At 73.7% G+C, this 21,308-nt stretch carries 18 protein-coding genes; 9 read left to right on the top strand and 9 right to left on the bottom strand.

Annotated elements, in window-relative coordinates; genetic code table 11:
• Nucleotides 1–30 precede the first annotated feature (30 nt).
• The 6 genes from eccB (at nucleotide 31) to AB0G16_RS06890 (ending at nucleotide 4,985) form a co-directional block, all read left to right on the top strand.
• Nucleotides 31–1,458 carry a type VII secretion protein EccB gene (gene eccB / locus AB0G16_RS06915; RefSeq protein ID WP_362799832.1) on the top strand — a complete coding sequence of 476 codons (1,428 nt, stop codon included), beginning with the start codon at nucleotides 31–33 and terminating at the stop codon, nucleotides 1,456–1,458.
• A 108-nt stretch (nucleotides 1,459–1,566) separates the two neighbouring features.
• Complete coding sequence (locus tag AB0G16_RS06910; RefSeq protein WP_362799829.1) at nucleotides 1,567–1,881, top strand: WXG100 family type VII secretion target; 315 nt, start codon at nucleotides 1,567–1,569, stop codon at nucleotides 1,879–1,881.
• Nucleotides 1,882–1,905: 24 nt separating this feature from the next.
• Complete coding sequence (locus tag AB0G16_RS06905) at nucleotides 1,906–2,211, top strand: WXG100 family type VII secretion target (RefSeq protein WP_362799826.1); 306 nt, start codon at nucleotides 1,906–1,908, stop codon at nucleotides 2,209–2,211.
• 106 nt (nucleotides 2,212–2,317) lie between these two features.
• A complete protein-coding gene (locus tag AB0G16_RS06900) occupies nucleotides 2,318–2,689 on the top strand; it encodes a hypothetical protein (protein ID WP_362799823.1) in 372 nt (123 codons plus the stop codon).
• Nucleotides 2,690–2,693: 4 nt separating this feature from the next.
• Nucleotides 2,694–4,154, top strand: a complete 1,461-nt coding sequence (locus tag AB0G16_RS06895) for a hypothetical protein (RefSeq protein ID WP_362799820.1) — start codon at nucleotides 2,694–2,696, stop codon at nucleotides 4,152–4,154.
• Nucleotides 4,155–4,343: 189 nt separating this feature from the next.
• The gene (locus AB0G16_RS06890; RefSeq protein ID WP_362799817.1) at nucleotides 4,344–4,985 is read left to right on the top strand and encodes an MBL fold metallo-hydrolase; all 642 of its coding nucleotides are present in this window, start codon (nucleotides 4,344–4,346) and stop codon (nucleotides 4,983–4,985) included.
• 142 nt (nucleotides 4,986–5,127) lie between these two features.
• Here AB0G16_RS06890 and mnmA read toward each other — a convergent pair whose 3' ends face one another.
• On the bottom strand, nucleotides 5,128–6,198 hold the full coding sequence (gene mnmA, locus AB0G16_RS06885; protein ID WP_362799815.1) for a tRNA 2-thiouridine(34) synthase MnmA: 1,071 nt from the start codon (nucleotides 6,196–6,198) through the stop codon (nucleotides 5,128–5,130).
• 59 nt (nucleotides 6,199–6,257) lie between these two features.
• Between mnmA and AB0G16_RS06880 the strand changes: the two genes are divergently transcribed.
• On the top strand, nucleotides 6,258–7,304 hold the full coding sequence (locus AB0G16_RS06880; RefSeq protein ID WP_362799812.1) for a DUF695 domain-containing protein: 1,047 nt from the start codon (nucleotides 6,258–6,260) through the stop codon (nucleotides 7,302–7,304).
• Nucleotides 7,305–7,421: 117 nt separating this feature from the next.
• Here AB0G16_RS06880 and AB0G16_RS06875 read toward each other — a convergent pair whose 3' ends face one another.
• Nucleotides 7,422–8,585 (bottom strand): cysteine desulfurase family protein, encoded by a 1,164-nt coding sequence (locus AB0G16_RS06875; protein WP_362800198.1) that lies wholly within the window; start codon nucleotides 8,583–8,585, stop codon nucleotides 7,422–7,424.
• Nucleotides 8,586–8,699: 114 nt separating this feature from the next.
• Between AB0G16_RS06875 and AB0G16_RS06870 the strand changes: the two genes are divergently transcribed.
• Nucleotides 8,700–9,206 (top strand): TetR/AcrR family transcriptional regulator, encoded by a 507-nt coding sequence (locus tag AB0G16_RS06870; protein WP_362799809.1) that lies wholly within the window; start codon nucleotides 8,700–8,702, stop codon nucleotides 9,204–9,206.
• Between the two features lie 440 nt (nucleotides 9,207–9,646).
• Nucleotides 9,647–10,846 (top strand): MFS transporter, encoded by a 1,200-nt coding sequence (locus AB0G16_RS06865; protein ID WP_362799806.1) that lies wholly within the window; start codon nucleotides 9,647–9,649, stop codon nucleotides 10,844–10,846.
• Between the two features lie 226 nt (nucleotides 10,847–11,072).
• Here AB0G16_RS06865 and AB0G16_RS06860 read toward each other — a convergent pair whose 3' ends face one another.
• From AB0G16_RS06860 to AB0G16_RS06830, 7 genes are all read right to left on the bottom strand, one after another.
• The gene (locus tag AB0G16_RS06860) at nucleotides 11,073–12,026 is read right to left on the bottom strand and encodes an electron transfer flavoprotein subunit alpha/FixB family protein (protein ID WP_362799803.1); all 954 of its coding nucleotides are present in this window, start codon (nucleotides 12,024–12,026) and stop codon (nucleotides 11,073–11,075) included.
• 17 nt (nucleotides 12,027–12,043) lie between these two features.
• A complete protein-coding gene (locus AB0G16_RS06855; protein ID WP_362799800.1) occupies nucleotides 12,044–12,823 on the bottom strand; it encodes an electron transfer flavoprotein subunit beta/FixA family protein in 780 nt (259 codons plus the stop codon).
• 391 nt (nucleotides 12,824–13,214) lie between these two features.
• Nucleotides 13,215–14,468, bottom strand: a complete 1,254-nt coding sequence (locus AB0G16_RS06850) for a protein kinase (RefSeq protein WP_362799797.1) — start codon at nucleotides 14,466–14,468, stop codon at nucleotides 13,215–13,217.
• A 192-nt stretch (nucleotides 14,469–14,660) separates the two neighbouring features.
• On the bottom strand, nucleotides 14,661–16,628 hold the full coding sequence (locus AB0G16_RS06845; RefSeq protein WP_362799794.1) for a serine/threonine-protein kinase: 1,968 nt from the start codon (nucleotides 16,626–16,628) through the stop codon (nucleotides 14,661–14,663).
• Nucleotides 16,625–18,916: a protein kinase gene (locus AB0G16_RS06840; protein ID WP_362799791.1), complete on the bottom strand. Its 2,292-nt coding sequence runs from the start codon at nucleotides 18,914–18,916 to the stop codon at nucleotides 16,625–16,627. Before AB0G16_RS06840 ends, AB0G16_RS06845 begins: the two co-directional genes overlap by 4 nt.
• A 110-nt stretch (nucleotides 18,917–19,026) precedes the next feature.
• The gene (locus AB0G16_RS06835) at nucleotides 19,027–19,572 is read right to left on the bottom strand and encodes a YbaK/EbsC family protein (RefSeq protein WP_362799789.1); all 546 of its coding nucleotides are present in this window, start codon (nucleotides 19,570–19,572) and stop codon (nucleotides 19,027–19,029) included.
• A 161-nt stretch (nucleotides 19,573–19,733) separates the two neighbouring features.
• Nucleotides 19,734–21,251 carry an FAD-dependent oxidoreductase gene (locus tag AB0G16_RS06830; RefSeq protein WP_362800195.1) on the bottom strand — a complete coding sequence of 506 codons (1,518 nt, stop codon included), beginning with the start codon at nucleotides 21,249–21,251 and terminating at the stop codon, nucleotides 19,734–19,736.
• Between the last annotated feature and the right edge of the window lie 57 nt (nucleotides 21,252–21,308).

Here is a 21,308-nt window from a genome sequence, read left to right as displayed (position 1 = left end):
CGACCGCGCATCCGGCGAGGCGGAGGTGGGATGCAGACCCGTCGTGATCTCTACCAGGCGCACAGGCTGATGACCCAGCGCCTGGGCATGGCCCTGCTCCAGGGTGAGCCCGACGTGCCCGAGTCGCCGATGCGCAGGCACAACGTGGCCACGTTCTGCGGCGTGCTGGTCGCGGTGCTGGTGACGGCGGCGTTCGGCATCTACGGGTTGCTGCGCCCGGGCGGCGCGACCGCGCTGACCGCGCCCGGGACGGTGATCGTCGAGGAGGAGTCGGGCGCCACCTTCGTCTACAGCGCGTCGCAGAACCGGATGATCCCGGTCGCCAACGTGACCTCGGCACGGCTGCTGCTCGGCGGCGCCCAGGGGGTGACGGTGCGCACCGTCACCAACGCCTCCCTGGCGCGCTTCCCCCGGGGGCTCATGGTCGGCATCCCCGGGGCCCCGGAGTCGCTGTCGCCGCGCGACCGGCTGGTCCGCGCGCCCTGGTCGGCCTGCGTGGTCGAGGGTGTGGACGCGGCCGGGGCGCGTTCCCCGTACACCTCGCTGATCGGTGGTTTCGGGGTCGGCGGCGCGCCGATCGGGCGCGACAGCGCGATGGTGGTGGAGGAGGGCTCGCAGACCTGGCTGCTCTGGGCGGACCGGCGGATGCGGGTGCCGACCGAGAGCCTGCGGGCGCTGACCGAGCAGCAGCCCCGGCAGGTCCCGGCGGCCTGGCTCAACGCGCTCCCCATCGGCCCCGACTTCCGCGCGCCCGCGCTCGCCGGCCGCGGCCGGGCGATGCGCGGCCCGGACGGCAGGCGCTCGGCGGCGGGCCGGATCTACACCGTGCCGGCGGTGTCCGGCGGGACGGCCAAGTGGTACGTCCTGCTCGCCGACGGCCTGGCCCCGCTCACCCCCGCCCAGGCCGACCTGCTGCTCCAGGACCCGGCCAGCAAACGGGCGTACGGCAGGGCCCCGGTGCGCGCCGTGGAGATCGACGCGGCGACCGCGAACGGGATGCGGCGCTCGGCCACCCGCCTCGACGCGGCGGGGCTGCCCGGCAGCATGCCGAAGGTCATCGCCCCCGATCCGGCCTCGCCGGTGTGCGCGGTCTACGCCGACACCGAGCGTGGATCGACGCTGGCCCGGCTGACCGTCGGGAGCACGGTGCGGATCCCCGCGCCGCCCGGCGGCCGGTTCGACCAGGACTCGGTGGACCAGGTCGTGCTCCCGCCGGGCAGCGCCGCGCTGGTGGGTGTGCTGCCCGGGAACGGCAGGCTGGACGCGATCGGGCCGCTCTCCCTGATCAGCGACCAGGGACGGCGGCACGCGATCACCACCGCGGAGTCGCTGCCGAGCCTCGGCTACTCGGCCGCCGACGTCGCGCCGCTGCCCGCGCACATCGTGCACCTGATCCCGCAGGGGCCCACGCTCGACCCGGCGGCGGCGAGAACCCCGGTACCGCTGGGACAACGGTGATCCCCGTTACCAACGGTACGCCTGTTCGTTATAGAGGCGAGATGCGACACCGGTCCACTTTGTAATGATCGAAATACCTATGCCCATCGAGCACCATGGAGGTGCCACGTGGTTCAGAAGACCTCCGCGTACCACTCGCGGCTCGGCGAGTCCTCGCAGAAGACGCAGGACGCCAAGAACACGATCAACCAGATCAAGACCCAGCTCGAAGGTCACCGCGGCGAGCTGCGCGCCGGCTGGGACGGCCAGTCCGCGGCCTCGTTCGACGGCGTGTTCAACGCCTGGAGCACCGAGATGACCAACATCCTGCGCGAGCTGGAGGGCCTCTCCCTCAAGCTCAAGAGCATCCAGAAGAACTACGAGACGGCCGAGGAGAACCAGGCCGCCGTCTCCACCCGGCTCTCCGCCGACATCAACAGCTGACACGGTTCAGAAACGGGGATCACCATGGCTAGCGACTTTGACCGCACTCTTGTCGACTTCGGCCAGATGGACCGCTCTGCCGCGGACTTCGCGCGGCAGTGGCAGATGCTGGAGGGGACCCTCCAGACGCTCGAAGGGGACCTCGACCGGTTGCTCGGCGACTGGGAGGGCGACGCCCGCACGGCCTACTACGCCGCACGCGCCCAGTGGGACGCCGCGTCCGGCCGGATGGCCCAGTTGCTCCAGCGCCTCGGTGGCGTCATCGAGATCGGCCGGGAGAACTTCGCGCAGACCGAGAAGGTCAACGTGTCGATGTTCGACGGGCGCTGACACCGGGTAACCGAGCGGGCCACGGCGACGTCGCGGCCCCCTCGTCACCGGGAGAACCGATCGGGTCGCGGCGGTGCCGCGTCCCCTCACCACCGGGGAGAGAGGCATGTTACCTCCCGAAGACAGAGCCGGGCCCTCCTGGCCCGGCCTCGACAAGAACCGCCCTGCCGTCGAGATCAGGCGCGACCGGATCAAGCAGCTCCTCAAGGCCCTGGAACAGGACGTCGCGCGCCTGGAGGGCTCCAACGAGGGAGCACTGCAGGACATGCGGGCCATGACCAACCTGACCGAGGCCCAGTTCGGCACCTGGGACACCGCCAAGGAGGTCGCCGCCACCACCCAGAAGGCCCACATGAAGATCGGCGCGGTCTACCAGGACACCATCGTCAGGTACCGGGCCGCGATCGAGCTGCTGCGGGCCGCCGCCTACAACTACCAGGACGCCGAGCAGGCCAGCACCACGAACAAGGCGAGCTGAGGCGATGGGCAACGACCACGCGATCCACCACATCAAGTTCGACGGTGAGAGCGCCCCGGCCGTCGGCAGCCGCGACCACTACAGCAAGTACAGCGCCGACGAGATCAAGGCGATGCTCGAGGCCACCAACCCGCGGGCCATCGAGGAGGCGGGTCACACCTACAAGACCGCGGCGAGCACGCTGGGCGAGAGCCACGCCCTGATCAGGGACGTCGCCTCTCAGCTCGCCCAGGTCTGGAGCGGTGACGCCTCGATCGAGGCGCAGAAGGCCCTCCAACTGGTCCACGGTACGGTTCACGAGCTGGCCATCCGCTGCGGCCAGCTCGGGCCACCGCTGGTCCGTTACGGCGGGGAGGTCCTTCCCACGTTCATCGAGGCCGCCGCCCAGAGGCCGTCGCTCGGGTTCCTCGACGGGGTCGACTTCCTCCCGGGGGACGACATCGCCTTCGGGAAGGTCGGCAACCAGGTCCTCTTCACCAACAAGTCGACCAACGACTTCGCCCGTGAGGATCTGGTGAACCTCAACAAGAACCTGGTCGAGCTCTACGACACCATTCCCGCGACCGTGGAGAAGAACCTGCCCTTCCTGGGGGGTCCGGCAGATCCCGCGCTCGCCGGACAGAACTACCCCGGGGGTCTCCCCGGCGGTGGCCTGCCCGGCGGCGGGGTCCCGGGCGGGGGAGCTCCCGGGGGCGGCGGGTACGGCGGAAGCCTGCCCGGCGGGGGCGGGTACGGCGGGGGCTACTCCGGCGGCGGTTACCCCGGCGGGGGCGGGGGCTACTCCAGCCCCGACCTGCCGGGCCACCCGGGCGGGGGCGGCTCCCCCGGCGGCGGGAACCCGCCCGGCTACCCCGGGGTCACCGACCCCGGCGGGAACCACCCGGCCAACCCGGGAGCCGGCAACCCGGCCGGCCCGGGGGTCGGCAACCCCGCCTACCCGGGGGTCGGCAACCCCGGCGCGGGGCAGCCGGGGACCGGCACCGTGCCGGCGCCGTACTCCCCGGGTGACCAGCAGGCGGTGCCGAACCCGAACGACCCGCGCGCCACCAAGGTGGCCGGGTTCGAGCCCACCACGCCCGCCATGCCCACGGCGCCGACGGTGCCGACGGGTCCCGGGGTCGGAACCGGCCCGGGAACCGGCCTGCCCACCTACACCGGGGGCGGCACGGGCCCGGTCGTCCCCTCGCTCGGCCCGAACGGTCCGAACGGCCTGAACACCCCCGCCGGCCCGGGCACCTGGGTCGGCAACGGCGGCACCGCCGGCGGGGCCGGCGGCCTCAACGCCGTCGGCGGTATCGGCGGCACGCGTGCCGCCGGCGCCGGAGGCATGGGCGGCATGCCGTTCATGCCGATGGGCGGCGCGCCGGGCGACGGCAACCAGGACCGTGAGCGCTCCACCTGGCTCGTCGAGGACGAGGACGTCTGGGGCGGTGACAGCGGCACGGCCCCGGCCGTGATCACCTGACCGCGTCTCGCCCGGGGGCGGCACCGTCCCCGGGCGAGACCCGTCCACGACCGTTCCGGGCCACGACCGTTCCCGGCCATGAACCGCTCCGGACCATGAACCGCTCCGGGCCACGACCGGCCCGGACCACGGCCGCTCCGGGCCGCGATCCTCCTCAGGGGGCCCGCTCGGCTCCCCTAGGCTGGGACGATGAGACTCACGAAGTTCGGGCACGCCTGCGTACGCCTGGAGAAGGACGACTCCGTCCTGGTGATCGACCCCGGCGCCTTCAGTGAGGAGTCCGCGCTCGAGGGGGCCCGCGCCGTGCTCATCACCCACGAGCACTTCGACCACGTGGACGCCGACCGGCTGCGCCGGGCGGCCGAGGCCGACCCCTCCCTGGAGATCTGGACCAACGAGACGGTGGCCGCCACGCTGGCCGGCCTCCCCGCGAAGATCCAGACGGTACGGGACGGCGACGCCTTCGAGACGGCCGGTTTCGGGGTGAGGGTCGTCGGCGAGTGGCACGCCGCCGTCCACCCGGACATGCCGATCATCGGCAATGTCGGTTTTCTCGTGGAGGAGGAGGTCTTCTACCCGGGTGACGCGTTCACCGTGCCGGAGATGGAGGTGCCCACCCTCCTGGTGCCGGCCAACGCCCCGTGGATGAAGGTCTGGGAGATGGTCGAGTACCTGCGCCGGGTCCGCCCGGCCCGCGCCTTCGCCACCCACGACGGCCTGCTCAACGACAGGGGGCACCGCATGATCGACCGGTGGCTGGAGATGGAGTCGGAGCACCAGCGGGCCGACATGCGCCGCCTGCCCCCGGGCGAGTCGGTCACCCTGCCCTGAGCGCCCGGCGACCGGGGCACCCGGCCGCGAGACCGGGACACGGTTCCCGGAGGCCGGGACACGGTTCCCGGAGGCCGGGACACGGTTCCCGGAGGCCGGGACCGCCCAGGGGCGGCACGGTCCCGGGTGGGCCGGGACGGCCTCAGGAGGCCGACGCGATGGTCGCGGAGCCGATCACGGTGTCGCCGAGGTAGAGGACGGCGGCCTGCCCCGCGGCGACCCCCGTGGCCGGGGCGTCCAGCGTCAGGTGCACCTGCCCGCCCGACAGCTGGGCACGGCAGCCGTAGACCTCGCCGTGCGCGCGGAGCTGGACCGTGCAGGCCAGCGGCTCGCGCGGCGCATCCACCGGCCCGTTCCAGACCGGCCGCTCGGCCACGACGGAGGTGACCTCCAGCGACGAGCGCGGCCCGACCGTGACCGTGTTGGAGACCGGCTCGATGGACAGCACGTAGCGCGGGCGGCCGTCCGGCGCCGGGCGGTCGATCCGCAGACCCTTGCGCTGGCCGACCGTGAAGCCGAAGGCGCCCTCGTGGCCGCCCACCACCTCGCCGGACTCGTCGACGATCGGGCCCCGCGCCGCCCCGAGGCGGTCGGCGAGGAAGCCCCGGGTGTCGCCGTCGGCGATGAAGCAGACGTCGTGGCTGTCGGGCTTGTCGGCCACCGTGAGCCCGCGCCGCGCGGCCTCCTCGCGCACCTCGGCCTTGGTGGAGTCGCCCAGCGGGAAGATCGCGTGAGCGAGCTGCTCCCTGGTCAGGACGCCCAGCACGTACGACTGGTCCTTGCCCTGGTCGGGACTGCGGCGCAGTACGCCGCCCTCGACGCGGGCGTGATGACCGGTGGCCACCGCGTCGAACCCCAGCGCCAGGGCCCGGTCCAGCACCGCCTCGAACTTGATCTTCTCGTTGCAGCGCAGGCACGGGTTGGGGGTGCGGCCGGCGGCGTACTCGCTGACGAAGTCCTCGACCACGTCCCGCTGGAACCGTTCGGCCATGTCCCACACGTAGAAGGGGATGCCGATCACGTCGGCGGCCCTGCGGGCGTCGCGCGAGTCCTCGACCGTGCAGCACCCCCGGGCGCCGGTCCGGTACGACTGGGGATTGGCGGAGAGGGCGAGGTGGACGCCGGTGACATCGTGGCCCGCATCGGCGATGCGGGCTGCGGCCACGGCGGAGTCGACGCCGCCGGACATGGCGGCAAGCACACGGAGACTCATAACCCCTTGAGCGTACCCGCGTTGGCGGGTGCGCCGCCGGGCTGGGAGAATCCGGGGTCATGCGACTGTTCGGGCGGAGGAACGAGCCCGCTCCCGATCCGGCGGGCGGCATCACCGAGTTCTGGGCGTGGTGGGCACAGGCCAGGCCGGACCTGGACGCGATGGTCGCCGCGGGCGAGGCCGAGCGGCTGGCCGAGTGGATCGGGCCCGCGGTGCTGGTCGTCCACCCCTCCCTGGTCTGGGAGATCGCCCCCGGACTGACCGCCGAGCAGGCCCTGGTGGTCACCTCGGCGGGCGACCCGGAGCTGCGCCCCGTCGCGCACCGCTGGGCCGCGGCGGCGCCGCCCGCCGACGCCTCGTGGGAGTTCCACCCGTTCCGGAGAGCCAACCCGCACGCTATGGACCTCACCCTCGACGTGGGCGGGTACGAGTTCGCGCTCGACAAGCTGGTGCTCGGGCTGCGCGTCCCGCACGGCAGGCCCCGGGTCGACGTGGTGGCCCATCACCCGATCTTCACCCTGCTGGACGACGAGACCCGCACCGAGGCGGCGCTGCTCGCCCTGGACTGGCTCCTCGGCGAGGACGACGTGGCCCGCTGGGTGGGGGACATCTCCGCCGCGGCGTACCAGCCGATCGACGCGGTGCCCGCCGTGCACCTGCCGGGCGTGGTCGCCGACCTGGCGTCGGGCTACGGGGACGAGCAGTGGGCGCTGCTGGAGGGCGAGACCGCCTCGGGCGCCCGCCTGATCGCCACCGCCCGCTACCCTCTCCGCCCGGTCGACCACCCGCTGTTCGACCAGCACATCGCGATCACGCTGCCGTACGCGAACCGTGACGCCGAGGGCCTGCCCGAGGGATCCTCGCTGGAGGCGCTGCGCGACTTCGAGGAACGCCTCGCCGGACGGATCAGCAGGATGGACGGCCGCGCCGTCCTGGCGGCGCACATGAGCGCCGAGGGACAGCGGGTGCTGCACGTCTACGCCGACCCGGTGAGCGAGGCGGCCGTCCACGCCAGGGAGCTGATCGTGAGCTGGGAGGAGGGCCGTCCCCGGGTCGACGTGGCCGCCGATCCCGGCTGGATCGCCGTCTCCCCCTTCCTCACCTAGAACGCTCTCCCGCCCGGAACGCGCTTCCTTCCGCGCTCACGCGGCTCCTTCCGCGCTCACGCGGCTCCTCCGGTGCCCAGGCCTCCCGTGCCCACGCGGCGCGGGACGCGTACGGGATCAGCTCAGCCCCGCGCGGCGGGCGCGCTCGACCGCGAGGCCGATGACCTCGACCAGCCGGTCCACGTCCTCCTCGGTCGAGGTGTGGCCCAGGGAGAAACGCAGCGAGCCGCGCGCCCGGAAGGCGTCGGCGCCCATGGCGAGCAGGACGTGCGAGGGCTGGGCCACCCCGGCCGAGCAGGCCGAGCCGGTCGAGCACTCCACGCCCTTGGCGTCCAGCAGCATGAGCAGGGCGTCGCCCTCGCAGCCGGGGAAGGAGAAGTGCGCGTTGCCGGGCAGGCGGTTCACCGGATCGCCGTTGAGGATCACGTCGGGGACCGCCTGGCGGACCCGGTGGATCAGGTCGTCGCGGAGCCCGGCCAGGCGGGCCGCGGTCTCGGCCTGCCGTGCCACCGCGATCTGCACGGCCGTGGCGAGACCGGCGGCGGCGGGCGCGTCCAGCGTGCCGGAGCGCACGTCGCGCTCCTGGCCGCCCCCGTGCAGCACCGGCACCGGGTCGACGCCCCGGGCCAGCAGCAGGGCGCCGATGCCGATCGGGCCGCCGACCTTGTGACCGGAGAGCGTCAGCGCGTCGGCCCCGGAGTCGACGAAGGAGACCGGGAGCTGGCCGACCGCCTGGACCGCGTCGGTGTGGAAGGGGATGCCGTACTCCCGGGCGATCGCGGCCAGCGCCTCGACCGGCTGGACGGTGCCGACCTCGTTGTTGGCCCACATGACGCTCACCAGGGCGACGTCGCCGGGATCGCGCTCGACGGCCTCCCTGAGGGTGTCCGGCCGCACCCGGCCGAACTCGTCGACCTCCAGCGGCTCGACGGTCGCGCCCTGGTGGTCGGCCAGCCAGTACGCGGGGTCCAGGGTGGCGTGGTGCTCGACGGCGCTGATGAGGATCCGCCCGGCGCCGGCGGCGCGCCGGGCCCAGTACAGCCCCTTGACGGCCAGGTTGTCGGCCTCGGTGCCTCCCGAGGTGAAGACGACCTCGCTGGGGCGGGCGCCGAGCGCGGCCGCGATGGTCTCCCGCGACTCCTCCACGACCTGGCGGGTACGGCGGCCCGCGGCGTGCAGCGAGGAGGCGTTCCCCACCTGGCCGAGCTGGGCCGTCATCGCCGCGATCGCCTCGGGAAGCATCGGCGTCGTCGCCGCGTGATCGAGATAGGCGGACTTCACGACCGCATTCCCCTCCCCCAAGTCGACCGTCAACCTCCCCAGGGTATCCGCGCCCACCGGAAGGCTCACCCCCGGAGTTGACCACTGAACCGTCCGGACGGTACAGTACCTGCCATGAGACGGGAAGAGCTGTTGGACGCGGCGGAGGATCTCCTCAGCGACCAGGGCTCCCAGGCTCTCACCCTGGCGACCGTGGCCGAGCGCGCCGGATGCAGCAAGGGCGGCCTGCTCTACCACTTCGGCACCAAGGAAGCCCTGATCAAGGCCATGGTGGAGCGCCTGGTCGAGGAGTTCGACGAGCTCGTCGCCGCGCAGGGCCACGACACCTACACGAAGAACTACCTCGCGGCCACGTTCGCCGCCGTGCAGAGCGGCAGGTTACGTCGCTGGGCCGTGGTGACCGGCGCGTCGGGCAACCTCTACCTGCTGGCACCGCTGCGGACGGCGATGGCCCGGTGGCATCGCGAGGGGCTCGGCGACGAACCGAATCCGGAGGCCGCGCAGATCGTGCGCCTGGCCTGCGAGGGCCTGTGGGACGTGGCGAGCCACGACCCCGGCCTCTACGACGCCGAGCACTACGAGCGTCTGAAAGGTCGCCTGCTGGCCCTGCTCTCCGGCTGACCCGGGCCCCGGACCACGGGTTCCCGATCACGGCTCCGCCGGCCCGGCCACGGCTCCGCGCCCCGATCACGGCTCCGCGGGCTTGACGTGATGCCGTCGGCCCCGCCCGGGCCACGGCTCCACCGGTCCGATCCACGGTTCCGGCCGTCCGGTCAGGCCCCGGTGATGCGATCCCGGCCCCGGCCCTCCGGACGTCCCGGCCCGGCCTGATCATGGCCCGGCCCGATCACGGATCTGTCCGTCGACGTCCGGTGATGTCCACCGGCCCGAGCCTGCGGGCAGCGGCTCCGCGTGCCGGCCTCGGCCATCATCCGGCCCCCGGCCGTCCGGCCACTGGGACGGCCCCACACGATTGGCGGTCGCTTCCGCGCGAGCGGAAGCGACCGATTCAAGTGTGCCCGCTCATCACTTTGTCAAAACGTTTATCGAAGGGATTCGTCATGACCCGCGACCTGAGGACGGCTCGAACCGGGGCGGTTCTCACATTCGTGCTCGCCGGACTGCTCTGTGGATCGATGACCGTGCGCATCCCGGCGCTCTCCGACAAACTCGGCCTGTCCGAGGCGTCGGTCGGCGTCGTCCTGCTCGTCTGGGGGCTGGGAGCGCTCGTCACCATGCAGTCCATGCGCGCGGTGATGACGCGCGTCGGCAGCCGGAGCGTCCTGCGGGTGGCGGCCCCCCTCGCCGCGATCACCCTGATCATGCTCGCCCTGGCTCCGTCGTTCCCGGCGGTCCTGGTCGCGAGCGGCCTGTTCGGCATGGCGTTCGGCGCGGTGGACGTCGCGATGAACGCCCAGGGGTCGGCCGTCGAGCGCGCCCACGGCCGCCCGCTGATGAACGGCATGCACGCCGGCTGGTGCGCCGGGGCGATCTCCGCGGGCCTGCTGGGCGCCGCGGCGATCGCGGCGGGACTCCCGGTCACGGTCCACCTGACCCTGATCGCCCTGCTCGTGCTCCCCGCCGCCGCCTTCGCCGGCCGTACCTGCCTGCCCGACGCGGCACCCTCCCCCGGCCGCGGGGGCACGGCACCGGCGACCCGTCGCCGGATGCCCCCGGTGGTCTACCTCCTCGGCGTGATCGCCTTCTGCGCGTTCATGGTGGAGGGGACGATCGCCGACTGGAACGGTCTGTACCTGCGCGACGTGCTCGGCGCCCCCGAGGCGACGGCCGCGCTGGGCTACCCGATCTTCGAGGCGGGCATGCTGGCCGGGCGGCTGGCCGGCGACCGCGTCCGGGCCCGGTCCGGCGCCCGCGGCATGATGATCGTCTCGGGCCTGGCCACCGCCGTCACCTTCGGCGTGGTCCTCATCGCCCCGACGGCACCCGTGGCGGTCTCGGCCATGCTCTTCGTGGGCGTGGCCGTGGCGACGGTCTCCCCGATGGCGATGTCGCTGGCGGGCGGCGCGACCGCCGACCCCGGCCCGTCCATCGCCCAGACCGGCGCGATGGGGTACGCCGGACTGCTGCTCGGGCCGGTGGTCGTCGGATTCCTCGCCGACGTGGCCACGCTCAGGGCGGGGCTCGGCGTCGCCGTGCTCCTGGGCGTCCTGATCGCCGCGCTCGCCTGGTTCCTGCCCCGCTCCCGCACGAGCGCCGTCCCGGTGGAGAGGGCCCCGCGCGAGCTCTCCATGGCGGCCTGACCGTCCCGGAGACCACCCCCTCCTCCCGGTCCCACCTGCCCCGCCCGGCCCCGCTCGGCGGCCTGAGCCGCCGGGGCCCGGGCCTGCCCGCGGGCGCGGGTCTCCCACGACGGCCCGAGGTCCCGCCACGGCGGCCCGGGGGCCGCACACGCGAAGGGCCGGACGGTCACGCCGTCCGGCCCTTCGCCCGCGCATCGCCCGCGCATCGCTCACGCTTGCCGGCGGATCACTTACGCTTGCCGACCTCCTGGGTCAGCTGCGGGACGATCTGGTGCAGGTCACCCACGACCCCGAAGTCGGCGAGCTCGAAGATCGGCGCCTCCGGGTCCTTGTTGATCGCGAGGATCGTCTTGGCGGTCTGCATGCCGGCCCGGTGCTGGATGGCCCCGGAGATGCCCGCCGCGATGTAGAGCTGCGGCGAGACGGTCTTGCCGGTCTGCCCGACCTGGAACTGGTGGGGGTACCAGCCGGCGTCGGTCGCGGCCCGGGAGGCGCCGACGGCCGCGCCGAGCGAGTCGGCGAGCTCCTCGATGATCGAGAAGTTCTCCGCCGAGCCCACGCCCCGGCCGCCGGAGACCACGATCGCGGCCTCGGTGAGCTCCGGGCGCGCGCCCTTGTCCTCCTTGACCCGCTCCACGATCCTGGCGCTCCTGGCGGCGTCGGAGACGGTGAAGGAGACCTGCTCCTCGGTCCCCGCGCCCGCGGCGGCCTCGACCGGCGTCGCGTTGGGGCGTACCGCGATGATCGCGATTCCCTTGGTCACCCGGGACCGGACGTTGACGCCGCCGCCGAAGATGGACTGGTCGGCGACCAGGCCGTCCTCGACGCCCACCACGTCGGTGAGCAGGCCGGAGTCGGTCTTGATGGCCAGGCGCCCGGCGATCTCCTTGGCCTCGGCCGTGGCGGCGACGAGCACCGCGACGGGGGACTTCTCGGTCACCAGGTGGGCCAGCAGCTCGGCCTTGGGGGCGACGACGTGGTCGGCGATCTCCGCGGAGTCGGCCAGGTAGATCTTCTCCGCGCCGTACTCGGCCAGCCTGGCCTGGGCCTCCGGGGAGTAGCCCGCCCCGGTCCACACCGCCGACGGCGTGCCCAGCCTGCGGGCGAGCGTCAGCAGCTCCAGGGTGACCTTCTTCACCTGGCCTTCGACATGCTCGACCAGAACGAGAACCTCGGACATTTCAGCTACCCCCGCTCTCAGACGAACTTCTTCGACGCGAGGAAGTCGGCGGCCTTCGTGCCGCCGTCACCCTCGTCCTTGACCACGGTGCCGGCCGCGCGCGCCGGAGCGGCCTCGAAGTCGGTCACCTCGCTCCAGGAGTTGACCAGGCCCACCTGGGAGGCGTCGATCTCGGCGTCGGCGACGCCGAGCTTCTCGACCGGCTTCTTCTTGGCGGCCATGATGCCCTTGAAGGACGGGTAACGCGGATCGTTGATCTTCTCCACGACCGAGACCACGGCGGGCAGCGAGGCCTCGACCCGGTCGTAGCCGTAGTCGGTGACGCGGTCGATGGTGATGACACCGTCACCGACCTCTACGCGCCTGGCGAACGTGAGCTGCGGCACGCTCAGACGCTCGGCCAGCATGGCGGCGAGAACGCCGGTGCGGGCGTCCGTCGACTCCGAGCCGAGCACGACCAGATCGAAACCGATCTTCTTGAGGGTCTGTGCCAGGGCGTGGGAGGTGCCCAGCGTGTCCGAGCCGTGCAGCGCGTCGTCCACCAGGTGGACGGCCTTGTCGGCGCCCATGGCCAGGGCCTTGCGGATGGTGTCGCTCGCCTTGTCGGGGCCCATGGTGAGGACGGTCACCTCACCACCGTGGGCCTCCTTCAGGCGCAGCGCCTCCTCGACCGCGTACTCGCACAGCTCGTTGATGACGCCGTCGGCGGCGTCGCGGTCGAGCGTCTTGTCATCGGACTTCAGCTTGCGCTCGGTCGCCGTGTCGGGGACCTGCTTCACGCAGACGACGATGTTCATGGCCGGTGGCCGACCTCCCGTGTTCGCGTACGCCACCGCGTCGCTGCGGTTGACGCCGGCTCGGTACGTGCACGCGGGGCACGTGCACGCGGTGCCAAGACTGCCAGGTGCCCGGAGGCGGTGTGGCAGCGGGTGACCCGGTCGGGGCACGCCCCACCCGGCCTCCCGAGATTATGTTACCCGTCGGTAGTTTAGGTGCAAACCGCCAGGTTGCGCGGCCCGCCCCGGACGGCTGAGATCTTCCCCGACGGTCACCTCCCTACCATACCGAACTATGTTCCGGTGATGGCGCGCGCCCCCGGTGTCGCCGGGACGGATCCCCGGCGCCCCGGACCTCTTCGGTCCGGCCGGGCGCCCAGCCCGGCCCCCCGACCGGCCCCCGACCGGCCTTTCAACCGGCGATCAGGATCGCGACCAGCACGAACACGACGGTGCCCAGCACGAGTGCCAGCGCGGGGGTGCTGAAGAACGTGCTCAGGATCGCCCAGAGCGCGACGGTCCCGGCCCCGGCGGCCAGGTCGACGCTCAGGCGCCGGCGGTCCCGCCGGGCGAACAGGGCGATCCCGGCGTCGGCGAGCAGCACCGAGCCGTACCCGGTCAGGAACAGCAGTGACACCTCCGGCAGCGGGTCGGAGGCGGTGGCCGCCGTCAGGGAGACGAGCAGGCCGGCACCGACGACCCAGCGGCGGTGCAGGACGACCCTGCGGCGCTCGGTGGCCTCCTCGGGCGAGGGCCGCCCCGCCCGCGGGCGGCGGCCCGGGCGCCACTCGCGGGTGACCAGGCCGTGCACCCCGGCCTCGCCGGGACCGCGGGACCACCGCCCGCGCGGTTCCGCGGCCACCGGCCGCGGAACCGGGGCGACGCCCAGCCGGGTCAGGAGCGCGTCCGCGGGCGGCCGCGCGGCGGGGTCGCGCAGCATGCACTCCCGGAGCAGAGGTTCCAGCCACCCGGGGACACCCTCCAGGTCCGGCGGGTGGTGGACGACCCGGTAGCCGATCGCCGAGGCCGGGCCCGTGCCGTAGGGGTGCCGCCCGGTGGACGCGTACGCCAGCGTCGCGCCGAAGGCGAAGACGTCGGCCTCCGCGCCGGACCCGGTGCCCTCCAGCACCTCGGGCGCGAGGTAGCCGGGCGTGCCGATCACGGCGCCCGAGGCGGTGACCGAGGGCGAGTCGAGCGCGCAGGCGATCCCGAAGTCGATGACGACCGGCTCGCCGTCGGCGATGATCACGTTGGCGGGCTTGAGGTCGCGGTGCACCACCCCGGCGGCGTGCACGGCGGCCAGGGCCCCGGCCAGGCCGCGGGCCAGCCTGGTCAGGTCGTCGCCGCCGACCGGCCCGTCCGCGGCGATCACCGAGCTGAGCGGGCGGCCCTGCACGTACCGGGTGACCAGGTAGGGGCGGGCGCCCCGCAGCGAGGCGTCCAGGATCTCGGCGACGTGCGGCCCCTGGACCAGCCGCATCGTCTCCACCTCGCGGGCGAGCCTGGTCAGGGCCGTGTCGTCGGCCGCCACGTGCGGATGCAGGATCTTGACCGCGACCGTGCGTCCCCCGGGGTCCAGCGCCAGGTGGACCTCCCCGAAACCTCCGGCGCCGAGCTTCGACAACAGGCGGTACGGACCGAGCTGTTCACCGTCCGGCGCGGGCATGCGACTCCTTCCGGCTCGTCCCCTCCATCGTGCCCCAGACCGGCCGATCCCGTACGGGGTGCGGGCGGGTGAACACCCGCCCGGGACGCGGAATCGGCGACGGCGGCGGTCACGACGCTCGCGGTGCCGATGCCGGTGCCGGTGCCGGGTGGCACGGTCCCGCCGGACGACGGGCGTGCCACCACCGGGGCGTCACTTCCAGAACGTCAGGAACCCGAGCCCGAGACTCTTCATCAGGTCGTCCACGAGGCCGGTGACGAGGTCGAACGCCCCCATGGCGCCCTCGTTCGCCGAGCGCCGCCACTCCCTGGTGAGCTCGTTGACGGCATCGGTCGGGTTCTGCCAGGGCTCGAAGGACGGGACCACGCTCAGCGCGGCCATCACCGCGAAGAACGCCAGCGTGCCCAGGACGATCGTGGTCACCATGCCGGCGCCGGGGCTGCGGATGACCGCGCTGAGCGAGCGGGCGACCGCCTTCCTGGGCTTGCCGCCGCCGGGGAGCACGAACAGCCCGGCCACGAAGGCGCCGGCCGCGTAGGCGGCGGCGAAGTTCCTGTCCATGTCACCGGCGTAGACCAGGAAGCCCCACACGCACATGCCGAACATCATCGACAGCCCGGCGGTGACCGTCGTCGCCATCCCCGACCTGATCAGCGCCCACGGCGTCCCCACCAGCGCGAGCAGGGGGTCGCCGGCGCTGTTGCCCCGGACGGAGCGGCGCTGGGCCAGGTCCGCGAAGAGGTACTCGCCCACCCGCAGGCAGAGCGCCGCGGCCACGGCGAACACGCTCACCACCACCGGCAGCACGCAGGCCAGCGCCACGAGGATCGTCAGCAGCAGCATCCCGGCCAGCGGGTGGGCGGCACGGTAGCGCTCCTGGGGCGGCGTGCGGGGCGCGGGCCGCACCGGGGGTGAGGTACGGGCCCCGCCGCGTTCCTGCGTGGGGACGTGCTGACTCGACCGCACCGGCGGCGGGTACGGCCTCGCCTGGCCGGTCGGCGGCGGGGCCGGATAACCGGCCACCCGCTGGTCGGGGTAGGGCGGCGGGGCCGCCGCCCTGGCCTGCGCCGAGGGCGGCGCGGGAATGTAGGGCGGGGGTGCCACCGAGCCGGACGCCTGCCCGCGCTCCTGCCGGGGACGGCGCTCACGCCGCTCCGGCTCGGCGTAGTTCACCGGCGGGAGCAGGTCGGAGTAGCCGGAGGTGTCCTGCGGCATGGAGCGGGTGCCGCCCACCGGCGGCGGGAGCGGCGGGACCTTGGCGCCGTCGCCGTCCAGGATCTTGGTGCCGTCGCCGCCCAGGACCCTGGTCCCGCCCTCCAGGACCGAGGTGGGCGGGGTCTCCTGGAAGACCGTCACCGACGGGTCCAGGTCCCGGGCCAGCCGGAGCAGCTCGCTCGCCACCGGCCGCGCCACCGGGTCGACGGCCAGGGCCCTCCTGAGCCAGCCCCGCAGCCACGCGGGGGCCAGGTCGATGTTCGCCCGGCCCTCCATGATGTTGAAGCAGACGACCTCGAAGCTGCCGGTGCCGAACGGCGGCTTGCCGGTCGCGCCGAAGAAGACCGTCGAGGCCAGCGCGTGCACGTCGGCGGCCTGGGTGATCTCGGAATCCCGGATGATCTCCGGGGCCAGGTAGCCGGGCGTGCCGACGAACATGCCGGTCTGGGTCAGCCGGGTGGCGTTCACCAGGTGCGCGATACCGAAGTCGATGACCAGCGGGTCACCGTTGACGATCATCACGTTGGACGGCTTGAAGTCGCGGTGGATCACGTCGGCGGCGTGGATGGCCACCAGGGCCGCGCACATGCCCCGCGCCAGCCGGATGACCTGGTCGTCGGGGAGCGGGCCGTCCTGCAGAACGGTCTCCTCCAGCGTGCGGCCCGGCGCGAACCGGGTCACGATGTAGGGCTGCCTGGCCGTCAGCTCGGCGTCGAGGACCTCGGCGACGTGCGGGCTGCGCACCCGCCGCATGGTCTCCACCTCGCGGGTGAGCCGGTCGCGCGCCTTGAGGTCGGCGGCCACGTGCGGGTGCAGGACCTTCACGGCCACCTCGCGCCCGTCCTCGTCGAGGCCGAGGTGGACGACGCCCATGCCGCCTTCGCCGATCTTCCTCAGCAGCCGGTACGGACCCAGCCTCTCGGGCGCTCGCGTGTCCCCCGTCATCGCGCCGCCTTCTCTCGTAGGGCGTCCAGTTCGTTTACCACCTTCGTCACCGTTTCGCCGCTGACCGGCGCCCACACCGCCTCCCGTGCCCGCTCCCCCACCATGCCGGCCGCCAGGAGGAGCATCAGCACCGCCACCGCGGCCGTCACCGACGCGGCGGCCATGGCCGCGGTGCGCGACGGCAGCAGTGATGCCAGCGTACGTCGCATCTGGCGGCTCGGGCCTTCCACGCCGGGTCCGGCGCAGACGGTCCAGAGCGCCACGGCGGCGCCGCAGCTCAGCGCGTTGACGACGAGCACCTTCCCGACCAGCATGAGCAGGAGCGTCACCGGCAGCCCGAGGACCAGCGCGTACGGCACCAGGGCGACGGTGATGCCGATCGACTTCGCCAGCTCGGCCGGCCGGCCGAGCACCCGCACGACGTCCGTCGCCGCCGCGGCGGCGCTCCTGCGCCCGTTGAACACCGGCTGGGCGATGTCGGCGGCGCGCAGCAGGATCACCACCGGGAGCGCCACGGCGGCGACGATCACCGGTGCGAGGACCGCGGCGACCGTCATGACGGCCAGCATCAGCAGGCCCGCCACGCCGTAGGCCCTGGAACGCTGCAACGCCGACCCCGGCCGCTGGCCGGGATGGAGCGGCGAGGGCGTCGCGGACACCACCGGGGACACCGGCGGGGGCACCGGCGGGGGCGCGGGGGCGTGCCGGTCCTGCTGGTAGTAGGAGTGCTGCTGCTGCGCCTGGGGGTGCGGGTAGGGATAGGGCGGCGGCACGGCCGGACGCGGCGTGTGCGGGGTCTGCTGCTCGAACGGCCGCTGGTGCGGATACGGCGTATGACCCGATGGCGGCACCGGCCCCGCCTGCGACCGGTCCTGCCCCGGCCGGTCCTGCGGGATCGGCGGCGCCTGCCGGTCGCCGTAGTGGCGCAGGTAGTCCTGAAGGTCCTGGGGACGGACGCGCTGGGTGGGGATGTCCCCGTCGGGGACGGGCGTCGTGGCGCCCTCGTCGGCGCCCGGCTCCCCGGGCCGTCCGTGTCCGGCCGTGCCACCCGCCACACCCGGGGCGCGGGTGGGGACGTCCTCCGGGGAGAGCATGCCGGTGGGAAGGTCGTGGGAGGAGCGCTGGGCCTCGGCGGCCTGGCGCAGCTCCTCCGGCGTCACCCGCCGGGTGGGCCACGGGTCGGCCTCGTCCTGCCCGAGCAGCGAGACGTACTCGTGGGGCTGGGCCGCCGGGGTCGGGGGAACTCCGGTGGGGTGGGGGAACGCCGGGCGCGAGGTCACCGGGGTCGGCACGTCTCCCGGGTCGGTGCCCGGCCCGCCGTGGCCGGGCCGCGCGCCGGACAGGCCGGCGAGACCCGCCGCGCCGGCGGCACCGGCGGCACCGAGAACGCCGGGGGCGCCGGGGGCGCCGTACGGGCCGGGGGCGCCGAACGTGCCGTGGCCGTCGTCGAACGCCGCGACCGTGCTGATCTCGTCGGGCACCGGGTGGCGGCCGGCCGAGGGCAGCAGGCGTCCCACCTGCGCGGCCAGCTCGGCGGCCGGGGGCCGCCTGGCCGGGTCGCGCTGGAGCGCGGCGCGCAGCACCGGCTGGAGCGGCTGCGGGACGGCGTCGACGTTCGCCTTGCCCGCCGTGATGTTGTAGAAGATCATTTCCAGCGTGCCCTTGCCGAAGGGCGGCCGGCCGGTGGCGGCGAAGACCAGGGTGCCCGCCCAGGCGTGCACGTCGACCTCGGGACCCGCCTCGTGCCCCTCGATGATCTCGGGGGCGAGGTAGCCGGGGGTGCCGATGAACATGCCGGTCTGGGTGAGGCGGGTGGCGTCGACCGCCTGGGCGATGCCGAAGTCGATGAGGACCGGCTCGCCGTCCAGGATGAGCACGTTGCCGGGCTTGAGGTCGCGGTGGATCACCCCGACCGAGTGGACCGCGGCCAGCGCCGAGGCCACGCCGTGCGCGACCCGCAGCAGCGCGGGCAGCTCCATCGGCCCGTCCTGCTTGATCACCTCGTCCAGCGGCCGGCCGGCGACGTAGCGCGTCACGATGTAGGGGCGGTGGCCGGTCACGTCGGCGTCGATGACCTCGGCGATGTACTCGCTGCGCACCCGCCGCATGGTCTCGACCTCGCGCGAGAGGCGGCGGCGGGCGACGTCGTCACCGGCCACCTCGGCGCGCAGGACCTTGACCGCCACCTGCCGGCCCTGGGGGTCCACCGCGAGATGGACCACGCCCATACCACCCTCGCCGAGCCGCCTCAGCAGCCGGTAAGGACCCAATCGGTCGTCCTGATTCATGGCATGAAGCACCATATCGGCTTAGACCCCGCCCACGAGATGAACCATCGGGCCACATTCTCCGACTGAACAACGTCCATCGAACCTCGACGGTTTCCCGATTACCTCTCTCACTTAATCTCATTTTCGCTTCGGTTCGCCAGACGAAGAACCGTCGCGTTCTTCAGTTCGGCGAGCAGTGAACCGGGAACGGCCAGTTTGGAACGGCGGACACCGCTGCCGATCACGACCAGCGGATGGGCCGCCACCGCCTCGTCGACCAGCACCGGCCAGTCGGCGGGCAGCCCGAGCGGGGTGATGCCGCCGTACTCCATCCCGGTCAGCGTGACCGCGTCGTCCATCGGCGCGAACGAGATCTTCCGCGCGTCCAGGTGGCGCCGGACCACGCCGTTGACGTCCGCCCGGGTGGTCGCCAGGACCAGGCAGGCCGCGTAGCGGGTCTCCCCGGCCCGCCTGGCGGCCACGACCACGCAGTTGGCCGACGCGCCCGGGTCCACGCCGTAGCGCTCGCAGAAGGCCGCCGTGTCGGCCAGTCCCGGGTCGATCTCGGCGACCTCGACCCCTCCGGCGAGCTCGGCGACCGCGCGCGCCACCGGCTCGGCCAGCAGGTCCGGCCGTTCCCGGGCACTCGTCCAGTCCAACGTTCCGGTCGCCATCGCCGTCTCGCCTCCTCGGGTCCTCCGCACCGCGGGCCCCTCCCACCTCGGGAGACGACTCCGCACCGAAGACCTTACGGCCGGGCGGCCCGCGACGCGCGGGGACGGCGGCCGGCCCGCGGCCGAGGGCGACGGACGCCCGGCGCGGGGACGGCGGACGGTCAGGAGGTCGTCCGCATGACCCTGCCGTGCAGCTCGGTGACCGTCCTGCGCGCCGACTCCATCGCGCCCGCCTGCCAGGCGACCAGGTGGGTGAGCCAGTCGCCGGCGAAGTGGACCCGGCCCGCCGGCTGCTGCAGGAGGGTGAAGGCACCCCGGTAGGAGGGCCACCTCACCCAGCCGCCCTCCACGTGCGGCCTGCGCCGCCAGGCGATCGAGACGCTGGAGCGCAGCTCGGCGCGGTACTTCTCGCCGTGGATCTTCTTGCCCTGGGTGAGCGCGCGGGCGCGGCGGGCCTCGTGCGTGAGCCCGGCGTACCGGTCGGCGTTCTCCTCGGTGTTGTAGTAGCCGACGACCAGGCCGCCGCGCGAGTGGTAGCCGTGCGAGGGGTACCAGATGTGGGTGATGTCCAGGTCGGTCTCGGTGACGCCGCCGTAGATGCGGTCGTCCGTCTCCCACCAGCGCCTGCCGTACTCCAGCCCGATCTTGCCTGCGGAGACCGCGACGGGGGTGCGGAGCGCGGCGGTGACCGGGGCGCCGAGGTTGTGCGGCAGGCGGGCCAGCAGGTGGGGCGGCAGCGTCGCGATGCAGTAGTCGGCGCGGACGGCGCCGCCGGGGTGGGTGACCTCCACCCCGTCGGGCAGGTTCCTGATGCCGGTGACCGGCGTTCCCGTCCTGATCCGGTCGCGCCCGACCGCGTCGGCGAGTGCCGTGACGATGCCGTCCATGCCGCCCACCGGCTGGAACATCGGCGTGGCCTGGTCGTAGCCGAAGTCCATGGTGACGGCCCTGCCGGTGCCCGCGGCGAGCACCTGGCGCAGCGAGGGCGCCGCCCCCAGCGGCACGCCCTCGCCCACCCCCGGCCAGGTCTCGAAGCCCCGGCGGGTCGAGCCCCGGTAGGACAGGTCGGGGCCGAGGTCGCCGAAGCGCCGCAGGAACTCCGCCAGCCGCTCGCGGTCGTCCGCGGTGAGGCGGCGGTTCAGCGCCCCGGAGTCGCTCACCTTGGCCAGCAGCTCGGCGACGTGTCCGTACAGGTCCGCGCGGGCCGCGCGCGCCCGCACCGGGGCGGTCATGCCCCGCGTGTAGACGTACGCCGACGCGTTGTTGTTGACGAACGTCTCGATGGGGACGCCCAGCTCGCGGCAGTAGTCCATGGTGACCATCCACGGCGCGATCCGCCCGGCCCCGGCGTTGAAGTAGACGCCCTCGTCGAACGCGGCCGTCTGCGCCGGCCCGCCCAGCTCGTCGAGCCGGTCGCCCGCGCGCAGCGTGAGGTTCCTGCCGCCCACCCGGTCGGACGCCTCCAGGACCGTGCAGTCGTACCCGGCCTTGCCCAGCTCGTACGCGCAGGTGAGACCGGCGACGCCCGCGCCGAGGACGACCACGCTGGCCGCCGCCCGGCCGCCGAGGGAGAAGTCGGAGGGCCGCGGGGGCGTGTAGTCCCGGTCCTGGGAGTCCGGGGCCAGGCCCAGGGCGCCCATGGCCGCGAACATGGCCCCGGCGCCCCCGGCCGCGCCCACGCCGACCAGCAGCGCCCTGCGCGTCAGGCCCCCGCCGGCGGTGGCGGGAGCGGCCGG

It is taken from the genome of Streptosporangium sp. NPDC023615 (assembly GCF_040640155.1).
In the GTDB taxonomy this organism is placed as follows: Bacteria; Actinomycetota; Actinomycetes; order Streptosporangiales; family Streptosporangiaceae; genus Streptosporangium.
This window is presented reverse-complemented; position numbering and strand designations above follow the sequence as displayed.